Source organism: Verrucomicrobiales bacterium (genome assembly GCA_016793885.1).
In the GTDB taxonomy this organism is placed as follows: Bacteria; Verrucomicrobiota; Verrucomicrobiia; order Limisphaerales; family UBA11320; genus UBA11320.
In genome coordinates, this window is the sequence record JAEUHE010000002.1 from 54,915 (window position 1) to 68,477 (window position 13,563).

At 60.5% G+C, this 13,563-nt stretch carries 4 protein-coding genes; all 4 read right to left on the minus strand.

Annotation, left to right across the window (positions count from 1 at the left end; translation table 11 throughout):
• Nucleotides 1–243: 243 nt before the first annotated feature.
• Nucleotides 244–9,060 (minus strand): lamin tail domain-containing protein, encoded by an 8,817-nt coding sequence (locus tag JNN07_00430; protein ID MBL9166187.1) that lies wholly within the window; start codon nt 9,058–9,060, stop codon nt 244–246.
• 233 nt (nt 9,061–9,293) lie between these two features.
• Nucleotides 9,294–9,866, minus strand: coding sequence for a type VI secretion system tube protein Hcp (gene hcp, locus JNN07_00435; protein MBL9166188.1), 573 nt, complete (start codon nt 9,864–9,866; stop codon nt 9,294–9,296).
• Between the two features lie 46 nt (nt 9,867–9,912).
• Entirely contained in the window at nt 9,913–10,524 is a 612-nt protein-coding gene (locus JNN07_00440) for a hypothetical protein (GenBank protein MBL9166189.1), read from the minus strand.
• Between the two features lie 167 nt (nt 10,525–10,691).
• The gene (locus JNN07_00445; protein ID MBL9166190.1) at nt 10,692–13,133 is read right to left on the minus strand and encodes a phosphoenolpyruvate carboxylase; all 2,442 of its coding nucleotides are present in this window, start codon (nt 13,131–13,133) and stop codon (nt 10,692–10,694) included.
• Nucleotides 13,134–13,563 lie beyond the last annotated feature (430 nt).

Here is a 13,563-nt window from a genome sequence, read left to right on the forward strand (position 1 = left end):
CCCATTCCGCGGTCCCGTTGAACTCACAGCACACACCGCGCAGAACCGGACATCCAACTGCGGAGGCTGAATGACCCGATTACCGAGGCTGCTTTTAGCCGCAAAAAACAAAAAATGACGAAAGAGGGGGACAACGGAATGAATCACTGAGTCCCAATCCCCTTCGGTTTTTTCGTCGTCTTTCGCTTTTTGCGGCTAAACGTCCCCTCCCCGGTCCGCGGTCACGTTGGCCCGGCGGAGAAGTCAGGGTCGACGCGGGGTCAGCACGCGATAGAGCCTGCGCGACGCGGGTTCCATGTCCTTGATCGAGTTCATCGTGTTGGTGGAGCGCGCCACCCAGTCCTCAAGCTTGAACCAGTTACCCGTACCCAAGGTATCGCTAAATTCCACGGTGTAGGTCCGGTTCGACACCGCATCGAACCACAGATTCATCCCGGTCGAATCCAGAAAGCCGTTCAAAAGCAGCCGGTCCCGCGCGTCCCGCGGATGTGTGCCCGCCTCATACTCGCTCCTGTTGGGCATGCGGTCTTCATCTACATCCTGCAGCGCGTCGCCAGAGTTGTTCCGGTTGAAACTGAATGCCTCCTCCCACACATCCGGCATCCCGTCGTCATCCGTGTCGACGAGAACCGTGACCTCTGCCGCCGCTGGTGCAAGTCTAGCAGCGGGGTTGGGCACGCTGCGGATCTCCACCCGATATCCAGCTGTGTCTCCGGGCTGAACATTGTCCAGCCGCAGGAATGCCCGGGTCTCGTTGATGGTTCCCGAGCCGATGGAGGCGTCGTTACGAAACCACTCCACCTGGAAAGGAGGCGGCCCACCCGCCCATTCCGCGCTGAGCGTGACCGACCCGCCCTGCACGGCGGTTTGACCCACAGGCGCCTGCAGAAGGGCAAGCGGATTGATCACAGTGAGCACTGCGATGGCGCTCTGGATGGATCCCTCGGCGTCGGTAAGCTCCACCCGATAGTTGCCCTCGTTCGATGGACCCACTGGCCCGACGGTCAGGCTCGCGTTGGTGGCAGCCGGGATATCCGCATCGTTGAAACGCCATCGATAATGGATGGTGCTGCTGCTGGTAGCTTGCACTCGGAATATCACCAGGGTTCCGGCGATGGCGTTGGTATCGGCCGGTTGCTGGGTGATGATTGCAGGAACCCGCACGGTGAGGATCGCTTCGGCGCTGAGGGTGGAGCCGTTGGGGTTTGTCACCTCCACTCGATACGTCCCCGCCTGTGAAGGTTGGACGGAGGGCAGGCTGAGCACGGAATTGGTGGCACCAGGAATCGCGCTGGCACCGAACCTCCATTGATAGGTGATGGGCTCGTCGCCTTCCGCCGTGACGGTGAACACGGCCGGTGTGTTGGCCAGGGGGTTCTGGCTAACGGGTTGGCCGGTGATGACGGGCGGGCTCAGCACGGTGAGGGTCGCTTCGGCGCTGGTCAGCGAGGTGTTGTCGTCGAACACCGACACCGAGTAGTTGCCAGCATCCACGGATTCAACGGGGTTGATGGTGAACGAGCTGTTGGTGGCCCCCCCGATGGGCTGGCTGTTGAAGCGCCATTGGTAGCGCAAGGTGCCCGTGCCGGCAGCACTGACGGCGAAGGTGACACTGCCTCCGCGGGTTGCGGACAGGCTGCGCGGCTGGTCGATCACCACCAGCGGTTGGCTCACGTTCAACAACACCCCAGGGCTCAGCACAAATCCCGCCGCATTGTGCACCACCACGGAATACTCACCGGCCTGCGAAGCCTTCGCGTCGGGGATGAGTCGAGTCGCGTTGGTAGCATGGGGAATGGAAACACCGTTGACCCGCCATTGGTAGCGAAGCGGACCGGTGCCGTCAGCCGATACACTCAACGTCGCCGAACCGCCGGGTCCAAACTGAATCGTCGGCCCCGAGATAATGGAGGGGCGCACCAGACGGCTCGCCGCGGATCGCGGATCCGTACCATCGAGGAATTCCTCATAGTTGCTTCGGTTGTCTGTATCCGCGTCCTGGGCCGCATCCGCCGCGTTCGCATTGCTGAAGCCGTTGGCGGTTTCAAAGGAATCGGGCAGACCATCCCGATCCGTGTCAGTGAAGCTCGATCCCTGGACATTGGCGCGTCCCGGCGTGGGGTCGGCAGCCTTCCAGTTCACGGGATCGTTTCCATATTCGTGCGGACGACGGCGTTGCAGCGAGGCGCCGACGCCGTCGGCGCCCGCGGGCCAGGGGTAGGCGTCCCCATACACCACGCGATCCACCAGCAGATAAGGGACTTCGCCTGCCGTGGGACCGATGAGGGTGGGAGCGTCGGGGCGGGTGAGCTTGAGTTCCTCTGTCCGGTTGTTCAGCTGGCCCGAATAGGGGCCGAGGACCCTGACGTCGGCGGGCAAGCCATAGCGCGCGCGGAAGGCTGCCAGCGCCGGGGCGTTGGTAAGGGGGTCGAAGCTGACAATGAGCGCATACCCATGGGCCTGGAGGTTGAAGCTGGTCGGGAAGTCGAAATCGGCGCCCCCCCGCAGCCGCCATGTGTTGGTAGGATAGGCAGGATCGAACAGGTTGATGGATGAATCGGTGAGGTTGTGGATTTCCACAAATTCGTCGGCGGTGTTGTCGTTGGTGCCGCCGATGGGCAACGGGCGGTACATGATCTCCTGGATCACCACCGGCCCGGTGAGCGGCGCGGCATTGGGTTGTCCCTGGCCCGTTCGAAACTGCTCAACCGTGCCAGGAGCATCGACCCCAAAGGTGCGCGTAACGAGCGGCGGGAAGTCACGTCCGATGCTCGTCTCGTATCGGCCGAAGGATACTCCATTGGCGGAAGCGCCGAAGCTGGCCGACGAACGATAGCCCGTGAGGTTGCCTGCTGCGTCGGCTGCCGACAGGTAGATCTGATCCCCATTGGCCGAGCTCAGCGAGAAGGGGGAAACCAGGTTGTTGGTATTGAAGTCGATTTCGTAGAACACGCGGTGTCCATAGGCAGGAACCAGAGTGCCATTCGGGATGCGCCATTTCTTGAAGTCCGCGGCTGAATCGCTGAGGAACCAGCCGCCGATGTGGACGGGCTGAGCGGTGCGGTTGTGGACCTCAACGGCGTCCTCCCAGGGCGGATCCGTATGGGCCAGCGCTTCATTGATGATGACGGTGCCGAGCGCATCGCCTCCCGTACGACCGGGAGATCCGCCTGCTTCCGGACTCGCCCTCCAGTTGGAAGGGTCCGCGGGGTTTCCGGAGGGGTCACGCGATTCCAACGACTGGCCCGTGCCATCCGGTTCCGGCGGCCAGGGCGGCGTGGTTCCGTAGCTCATGCTAAGAAACACCACACCGTTGGAATCTGCCAGCGAGATCCGCTCGCCGGCGTTGTCGAGGCGTCCTGAAAAGATCCCCGGAGCGATCCTCATGCCCGCGGTGCTGTAGCGGGAGGCGAACAGGGCCTGGTTTTTCACCACCACCAGGTGTTCCTTAGCTCCCAGCGTGGTGGGACCAAAGGCGTAGTCGATGCCCTCCGTGAATCGCACACCGGTGAGATCCAGAGCTGAGTCCCCGATGTTGAGCAGCTCAATGAACTCGTATTCCGTTCCACCGGGCGGGTTGTACATGATCTCCGAGATGCGGAGGCTCTCACGCAGGTCGCTGGTGGCGGATGGGTCGATAAGCATCGCGTAATCGAAAGTGGCCTTGATGCGCTGGGCGGTGTCGGTGGCCAGGAAGAGGCCCGCCTTGCGGGCTGTGGCGCCGGCGGGAAGACCCGCGGAGTGGACTACTGACCAGACATCATTGAGTTTGTGCTCAAACACCAGCGAGTTGGCGTCCCGGCGAATCCGGATATCGGCTCTGGCACGCGTGACTGGCGTACCACGCAGGAGAGTGCTAGTGCCTGTCTCGGTGATTCTCCGGACATTCAGAGCAGTACCGTCCTCGACGCCCATGGCGTAACGGACGAGGCTTCCGGATTCGTCGAACTCCACCATGGCGCCGGTGATGTAGTCGCCGAAAATACGGGAATTCAGCGACACTTCGGTGAGGAACATCCAGTCGGTAAGGGGCGGAACGGTGCGCCACAGGTAGGGGTAGACACGGGGAGCGGGAGCGAGGGGGCGGGAGCGATCCGCCAGCACCTGCAGGGTAAGCATCCCTGGAACCTCGGTCGTGCTGTAATAGGGGGCGGAGGAGTGGTTGTCCCGCTGGCTGACGTTCTCCAGGTTCCAGAACCCTTCCAGCCCCGGGTCGGTGAAGGGACTGAATCCGTTGGGCCCGAACACTGCGGCTTGGCGGAGGATGGAGTTCGTGGCACCGCCCGAGTCGGTGGCCCTGACCGTGAAGCTGTAGATACCGGGACGCGAGAAATAGGCGGTCGCGTTGTCGACGCCCCGCGTGTCGAGTTGCGTGTCGGCCGGATTCGCGGACCAGGAGAAGGAGAGGGGCTGCGCATCCGGATCGTAACTGCGTGACGCGTCCAGCTCCAGGGAATCGAGAACGGAAACATGCAGCGAACCCGGGCTGGATTCCAGCGACATGATCGGGGGCGCGTTCCCAGTCTTGTTCACGGTGATCGTGTCGGTGACCAGCACGCGTCCATCGAAATCAAGGCCCTGAACGGTGATGAGGTTGGCACCGGTGCGGAGAGTAAGGTTGGTGATTGTCCAGATGGAGTCATTGGTCCAAAACGCTCCCGAGTTGGGGTGGCCGGGAGCCTCAACCCGGAAGACCCGAAGCGGGCCCGTTCCGGTCAGGTTCAAAGTGTTCGAGGTGACGTTCAAAGGCTGGCCACCATTGGTGGTGATGTCGAAGACAGCAGTCCGGGCGCTGCCCACGGCGGAATACGCCGGGCTCTGCCTTCCTGAGAACCAGTTCTGATAGTCCGTGGACACTGTGTATTGCGTGCTGGCGTCCTCTTCCGCCTTCAGCCAGGCGTTCATCCTCGCGGAATTCTGCGCGTAGTTCTCAACCAGGGTGGTGAGAAAATGCCGGAACAGGCGCTGGTTGTAGGAACGCTCGTGCCAGCCCCGGTAGCCCTGCATTCCATTGTAGAAGGCCTCGCCGGTGTTCTGAAATGCCAGGTCGCTGTCCCAATGAAAGAACATGAACCTGCCGTCCGTCGGCCTCCGGTAGAGATAGCCGTTCTTCCCCCGGTTCAGCGTGAACGAATCCCAATCGCCAATGTAACCGCGCACCGCCGCCATTTGCATGATCGCCACCGGATCCAAAACCTGCTCGATCTCGGCCTGGGTGTAGGTCGATGTCACCTTGCGGAACATGCCGATGAGCGCGGAGTAGTCGTATTCGTTCTCGCGGGTGCGCTTCATCCATTCGGAGTGATAACGGCCTGGGTTGTCCGATCCCTTGTAACTCCAGTCCGCATCCCGCTGGCCGCGACCCCAATCGTCATTGAACCACCACTCATCATCGATCCGATACAGCTCCCCCTGGTTCCCATCGGGATAGATGCGGTCGAGCATGTCATTGCCCAACGGCTCCACCTCCTCGCGCAGGGAGGAGCCCCCATTGTTCACGTTCACCTGGATGAACTCGTTTTCGTTCGCCGGGTGACCGAGGAGGTAGAGCCAGTGGCGAGCGATTCGGTTGTGATGCCGGCTGCCGCCGCCGGCGTCGTTGTCGTAAGTGAGTTTTTCCTTTCCTCGGAAGAGCTGATCTTTCGGGACCTTGAACTTCCCCCGGCTGAGATCGTTGCCACGCGTCCACGGACTGCCCCCGTTCCGGATTTCACAATCGTAGACAATCTCACGCTCGTTGATGATGAGCGTCATATTGTAGTAGTGGTTGCTGAGGCGGGGGAAAGCGTGGCCGTTGGGAGGGGTGGGACCGTCGCCCCCGGCGAGATCTGCAATCGCCAACGAGGGCACGATAAAACGCATCCGTCGCAGGTCGGTCAACTGACTTGGGTTGTCGATGAGAAAGAGCGCGGGTTTCTCCGGGCCGCGCGGCGGCAGCTGGGTCGATTGCCCGTTGGCTGTGGCCACCACGTAGAACTGTGCGATCTGTCCCGATGCGGTGTACTCCGTCAGTTGTGCGGTGTAGATGCCATCCCCCGCGACCTCGTCCCCTCCGGAGACTCCGTCATCGGACATCGCGCGCGGGGTCCAAGACCCTCCGCCGGTGACCTCGTCCAAACGATGGTGCAGCACCACCTGTGGGGCGGGAGCAAACGAAGTGACCTGCGCGGTGATCCGAACCGGCTGGCCCGGACTCGGCACCGGAGGGCTGTGAAGGATCCTGTCCACCTGTGCCGCAGGCAGCGGGATGTGGCGTGAATTACGTGCTCCAGGTGTGCCGAGATTGCGGGGAACGGCCAGGGAGATATCGGTGGCGATGCTGTGGTCCCAGGTTTGAACGATCAGCCGGGAAGCTCCCGCGACCCAGCGCGCCTCAAAGCTCACCTCGTAGGTGGAGCTCCTGGTGAGCGCGGTGGCGTCGAGTTCCACACGATTGGGACGGTTGTCTCCGTGCCCATCCGCGATGAGATGCATTTCCGCTCCCAGGAAGCGGCTGGCGAAATGGGTACCCTGAGCCAGCCACCCGCCGGCGCTTAACCCGTTCGTCGACATGCGTGTGCTATTCGCCAGGAGGTTCGCTCCCCCGCCGTTCAACCGAAGCTGGAGGTTGCGCAGCACCACATGGCTGTCGCCCACCAGATGCAGGTGCAGCTCCTTGTAGTCCGTGGTGGCACCCCCCGTCCGCAGCTCCTGGTAAGGCGCGGAGTAACGGTAGGTCTGAAACACCGACTTGTTGGTTTCATTGCTGTCCTGCCATGCGGATGCCAGCGCGTTGTCCATCCAGGGATTACGCAGTTCCATGCTCGTGCCGTCCCCATTCGCCAGTCGCGGCCAGTTTCCGCCCGGCGAGTATTCCACCTCGTCCGCCAAATTCCCCAAGGCATCCACGAGTCGAATTCGCTCTCCATTGTTCGCCAGCCTGCCCTCGAAATTGCCCAGCACTGGGATGCCTCCGTACACCTGCTGCAGCACCGAAGCGTCGGCGGCGACTACCAGATAGGCGTCGGGAGCGAGCCGTGTGCCGGCTGGAAACGTGAACCCGATGCCATCGGAGAATCGCCATCCGGAAAGGTCCACCGTGGTGGTCCCGCGGTTGTAAAGCTCAACGAACTCGGCCGACGGTTCATCCGAAGGCGCGTCGTACATCACCTCGTTGATCACGATGTCTGTCGGCCGGACTGGGGCATTTGGTCCGTTTCGAGTCGATGAGGGTGTGGCATACCACTCATTCCCACCATTGGGAAACGCCTGGAGTGTGTCGCCTGCCTGCGGGCGCTGAAAAACCTGGGCACCGAGCACGGTGTTCGAGGCGTTCACAAGATACACCGTGACCTCACCGTCCGAGAGCCGGAAAGCCGAGTTGCGGCTGAGGAATCCGCCAGCCGGCACGGATCCGGTCAACGGGACACGATCGGTGAGGTCGGATCGCGAGGCCAAGAACAGGCCGTCAACTGAAACCGCAGTGGACGAGGTGTTGTGGAGTTCCACCCAGTCGAGGGTGTTGGTGGAGCTGAGGTGAACTTCGTTAAGGCGCACCAGGGCTGCGAGGGCGGAGAGACTGGCGTTGGGAGAGTTGCGGGTGGGGTCGGCGAAGAGAAACCACGAAGCCCCGCCTGCCGGCTTGCGGCCGAGGGAACGGCCATCGAGCGGCATGGCGGCATCGATGGCATTGAGAATAGTCTGGCCGTCGGGGGCGACGAGATAGACGCGAACAGGACTCTGGACCGCGAATCCGGATTCCGTAAATCCCAGCGACACGAGTCCGGAGGGAGGGACGATAATGTCCGCGTTAATCCGGAATTTTGCGAGGTTTCCGGGATCGTCGGTGAGGTGGTGGTTCCTCAGGCTGATGTTGGTTCCACGGGGGTTGTAGATTTCGATAAACCCGGTTCCTGCGGGTCCGGGCAGGACTTCATTAAGAATGAGGCTGGGCTGCGAAGGTGTGGAGATCTTGAGGCGCGCACCGAACACGATGTCCGAGCTGCCGGCACCGACTTGGTGGACTTCCACCGCCAGAACATTTTCCCCCTGCCGCAGCGCCGTCCCGGGCACGGTGATCACGTTCGCTTCCTCACTGGCGTCGCCAACGGTGCGGTTGGCAGGGGTACCGAATCCGATGGCACCTCCGGGCATGCCCGAGCGTCCGAGTTCCGTGCCGTTGAGATAATACACCGCGCCATCGTCCAGAATTTGGTCGATCGACAGGGTCACGCCGGTGATCGAGCCATTGTAGGTGAAACGGGTGCGCGCGTAATAGGTGAGCTGGTCGAAATCGGCGAAGGGAGTGCGGATGCCTGGTGATGGCAGGGCAGCGGTTTCGAATCCGAACAGCCCAGGCCCCTCTGGCCAGGAACTGTCGTCATAGTCAGCGCTGCGCCAGGCGGTGAGGAGATCGACGTTTTGATCATGGATCCGCCAGGCGTCGCCGTAGTTCACGAACGGAATGCCCTCGTTGAGATTCACCTCGGGACTGGGCACGGGAAATTCGGGGACGGCAACCGCTTCGGTGCCTGGCGTTCCCAGGCGCTTTGAACTCGCTGTCCAGTTGCGAACGTCGTCAATCAGCCGGTCGGGATTCAGGAGCACCAGCGTATGGCCCGCTCCGTCCGCAGCCACCGGCCACCGCCCGCGGTCGGTGTAGGCCACGGTGCACAGCACCACGCCATTCTTGTCCTTCAAGGTGATGCGTTCTCCAGCGTTATCGAGCGATCCGGACCAGGGTCCCAACACCCGGATGCCCGCCGGGACGCCGTAAGCCGATCGCAGCGTAGCAGGGTCGGCGGAGGTCAGCAGGATCCGTTCGAACGGTTTCAGGAAAGTCAGGGCAGGATCGGTGGGGTTGAAGGCAGGGAAATCGAGGTCGACACCGTCGCGGAGTCGCCACTCGGCCATGTCGAACGGAGTGGCGGTGGCGTTCTGCACCTCGATGAACTCCGGGAGTGTACCCGGGGGATGATACATAATCTCGCTAATCACAACCTGTTCGGCATGGGAGGAGGAGATCAGGAGGGTGGAGGCCAGGCAGAGCCAGGTTATGAGACTGGAACGAGACTGTTTCATGACTGTTACAACGATCGATGACAAGACCCCGCCAGGGCCGATAGGGGCATCGGTGCCTGCGGACTGGCCGGGGTATGCACGCTGAACATGGCTCAGGATTGGCCGGAGCGCGAGGAAAAGAATGGAGGGCAAACCCAGAGGGTGTGCTTTGAAGTGGGTAAGAAAGGGGATCCAGCCTAGACCATTGAGCTCAGAGACTAATGGGATCCCACAGTGGAGTGGGAATTCGCTTATTAAGGAACGTAGGACCAAGAATCTTCAGCCATGATCCCTCCATTGTGCCAGGTCACCTGGATCGTCTCATAGACGAACGCAAGCTCCTCCGCAGGCCCATAGCTCGCAGCACTGGCATCGGATTTGTTGGGCATCCAGGGCCGCAGGGAAATGATCTGAGCATTTTTCAGCGTGTAGGTGATGAGCTTCTGCTCGGCTCCCAACCGGCTGGTATCCCAGATGTCGATGGTCACGGTTTTGAGCAATTCGTTATTCGCCATCATGGTAAGAAGGGTGGGCGAAGCGCGGTTGAGATATTTGACGATACGGAATGGTTCGTGTTGGCGCTTCCCGGTCGCCTGTCCCGAGGCAGGGTCGCGTGGGGAAATGATCTCGTGAGAATAGGCTAGGAGCCTGTGTAGTCCTTCTCGGCCTTTTTGCACGACCTCCCCTTGAACAACACCGCTCTTGACTCCCTCCAGTTTCATAAACAGGACACTTCCAGCGGTTGGATACTCGCTCTGGGCCAGCGACGATAGCCCGGCGCACACAAAGAGTGTCAGGCTCCAAAAGAGTGATTTAAGGGGTTTCATGGGGATGATAGTGCGGTGGGTGTGTTGATTAGGGACGGAAGGTGGTTCAAGGCGCGCTTTCAACGACTCGGAAGAAGCCGTTTTCAGGGGAAATTTTCAGGGTCGCACGCTGAAGGCCATCGCGAGTCGCAAGGATCCGGTTGCCCGCACTGAACGGCCTCGAAAGAGTCGGGGTCGACTGAACTGTATATGACCAGCTGGCGCGGCCGTTCCATTCCAGGACCAAAATGTCTCCGTTAAGTTCAACGGTCACCAACCCTAGTCCGGTTGGGAGAGTGGGATTGGGAGCCAGACGACGGAGCAATCCCGGGTCATAGGCCCAAGCCCGATGATCGGTGAACAACCTGCCCGCAAAGTCGCGTGGTCGGCGGTCGACTTCCTGTCCGGCGTACGCGGAGGGGCCTTTCATAAACTTGTTCCAAACGGAAGGCTGCGCCCAAAAAGAGGGAAGTGTGTCCAACACCTCAAGGCGAGGAAGCTGACTGGTGGTCAGGGTCAGTCGAGTCTGGACAATGGCCCGAGTGCCTGGTTGCGGGAGGGAATGCACACGACCGCCGATAGTGGCTACGGGAGTTTCCGTTAGGGGATCCAACCACTCGAACCCCGATGCTCCGGCCTGGATGGCCAGGCGGCCCGCGGTGGCGAGAGGCCCCGGCACGAGTTCTGGAACTGCAACTGCCGGAAAACAGACAACCATCATCCCCGCAAGGCAAGCTCTCCAAAAACTGATGGGAATTTGCTTTTTCAAAGCAAGGTTACCATGGCAGTTCGGAGACACTAAATCAATCAGAAAGCCCTGCTGAACCCGGTTTGGAAGTCCTTCCGTCAGCCCGTGCTCTTCATGCCCGAAGCCACGCCCTTGACGGTGATCGCCAGCAGCCTCCGGAGTTGCTCGGTGCGCTGCGCCTCGTCGGCCTTGCGCCAGAGTGAGAGAAACCGGATTTGCAGATAGTTGAGAGGATCGACGTACGGATTGCGCAACCGTATGGACTGCGCCAGGACCGGCTGCGTCTCCAGCAACTCCTTGTGCCCGTTGATTGAAAGGATGGCTTCCACCGACCGGCGATACTCGGATTCGATCATCCCGAAGACCTGCTTGCGAACAGCGTCAGATTCCACCAGAGAGGCATACTGCCGAGCGATATCGAGGTCGGTCTTGGCGAGGGATACCTCGGCGTTGTCCAGGAGGCTGCGGAAGAAGGGCCAGCGGCGATACATTCGACGGAGGACTTCCAGGCCTTGAGGGGTCTGGCCTTCGAACTCCTTCAAAGCGGATCCGACCCCGTACCAGGCTGAAATCAGATGCCTCGACTGTGTCCAGGAAAATACCCAGGGGATGGCACGCAGTTGACGGATGTCAGCGGTCGACGCCCGACGCGACGGTCTCGAGCCGAGCCTCAAATGCTCAATGAGGTCGATCGGGGTTGCTTGAAGGAAGTAATCCAGAAAGGCCGGGGTTTCGTAAACGAGCTTCTGATAATGCTTCAAGGACAGTTTGGCGAGCTGGCTGGCGAACGCCTCCCATTGGGGTAGTTCCTCGATCTCGGTTTCCGGCAGGCACTGGACGGCGATGACCGCCGACGTCAGCTGCTCCAGGTTGCGCTGCGCGATCGTAGGATTGGAATACTTCAACGAAATGACCTCCCCCTGCTCCGTGATGCGCAACCGTCCACCATGCGCCGCGTGGGGCTGGGCGCGCAGGCTACGGTAGCTCGAGCCGCCGCCACGATCGATCGTTCCGCCCTTACCATGGAACAGGCGCAGCTTCACTCCACATTCATCGGCTACGCGCGACATTTCCTTTTGCGCGCTGTAAAGAAACCAATTTGCCGCCAGATAGCCGCCGTCCTTGTTGGAATCGGAGTAACCCACCATGACCTCCTGAATCCCGCCTCGATGTTTCAGATGGCGGCGGTATTCGACGTCGGACCAGAGCCGGCCGAGAATCTGCGCTGACTTTTCCAGATCCTCGATGGTTTCAAACAAGGGGATTAAGTCGATTTCATAGACGCTGCCCAGACGGGCGAGCTTGAACAACCGCAGGATGTCGTCCGCACTGCGGGTCATGCTGACGATGAAATGATTGGCAGCTTGGCGACCGTATTTTTGTTGGATGTCCCTAATGGCGCGAAGCTCCTCCAGCAGCTCGGGTTCCGAGTGGTCCAACTTCCCGCTGTGATCCCTGAAATCGAGCTGGGCGAGATGCGGGCCGAAGGTCTTGGCCTGATTCAGCAGCCGGAGCACGCGCCCGTTGGCGGCTCGTTTCGCATTCTGTTTCAACAGCGCCTGGCGGATGCCCTCCAGGGTGGCTATGAACTGCTCATGGTCGTGATTGCCTTCCCTGAGCTTGGTTCGCAGGCCTCCGATCTGGCTGCGAAAGAGCTCATAGGGCTGGTAACGTCCGGAAGTTTGCGCGCGGTTGTGGGGAACGTTGAGCGCCTGGGCAGGGTCGGAATGGGTGAGCTCCTGGCTTAGCTTCTCACACTCGCGAAGGTAGAAAGCCACCACCGTCTGGTGATGACGTTCCATGGCGGTGCGGCTAATGTCCGGCGTGACAAAGGGGTTGCCGTCGCGGTCGCCGCCCGCCCAACTCGAAAAGGTTAGAAAGTGGCGTGTGCGTTTGACGCCCGGAAACTGCTTCGCGAGCTCAGAATCAAAGGTCTCGTAAAAGTTGGCCGCTGTTTCGAAAATGGTGCGGTTGAAGTAGTAGAGTGCAGTTTCTACCTCATGGAGCGGGCCGATCTTTTGCTCGCGGATCTCCTCCGTTTGCCAAAGTGCTTCGAGGACTTCCTCAGGCTGGTCCCAATTCTGGGTTAGGCGGGAAATTTGGTTGAGCACCGCGCGGCGGTTGGCCTCGGTGGGATGCGCGGTCAGCACCGGTTCAACTTGGAGCTCATCCAGAACCGCCTGTAACTGCCTGGGGTGGACGCCTGCAGCTTTCAATTCCTGAAAGAGGCTCCGGAGCGACATCGAAACGGTGCGTTTGGACTTCAGATTTCGCTCGCGGGCGCGTTCCTCGCAAAGATTGACCAGTTGAAAGAACAGGCTGAAGGCGTGGGCGAGCTGGCATGCCTCCTGAATATCGAGCCGATCCAGCAAGGAATGCTTGCTCCGTCGGCTCGCCTCGCTACCGAAATGGCGTGCCTGCTTGGACAGCTTCCGCACCGTGTCCAAGTGCTTGAACACTTTCTTGCCCGCCTGTTCCAGAATGATTCTGTCCAGACACCCTACCAACAGTTTGATTTCCTTTTTGATGAGTTTACTCATGAGTGCGTCTCAATTGGCTCATTTCCAGCAATTCGGTGGCATCGTAACGTCGGCACTTCTTAACCACTACAGTGCTGGCAAACAAGCTGTTCCCACCATCGTAGATCCGTTTGCGAGCCGGAGTAAGTGACGTGGACGTTAATAACACGTGCGTGGGAACTACGACAACCTACCTCATTCGAACAGGATGGACATGCCAATGAACCAATTTCAGGCCATGGATGAATATTTAAACGAATCCCTTCAACCTTCATGAAACAGCGAGATCGATGCGGGGCGAGCACCCCGCGTTATTCTTGGGATGGCTTGGTGGCTTTGTACAGGAAGAGTGGCTGGATTCGGGGAGAAGCAGGGGGGGGCTCCACCCCACCGATCCCGGCGGGACTGAATCGACTGTCCAGAAACGCTGTAAAAGAGCGGCAGGACGATG

Bases quoted from the DNA above. Each gene is read 5' to 3' on its own strand.
- JNN07_00430 (MBL9166187.1), bottom strand. From the start codon at position 9,060: ATGAAACAGTCTCGTTCCAGTCTCATAACCTGGCTCTGCCTGGCCTCC.
- hcp (MBL9166188.1), bottom strand. From the start codon at position 9,866: ATGAAACCCCTTAAATCACTCTTTTGGAGCCTGACACTCTTTGTGTGC.
- JNN07_00445 (MBL9166190.1), bottom strand. From the start codon at position 13,133: ATGAGTAAACTCATCAAAAAGGAAATCAAACTGTTGGTAGGGTGTCTG.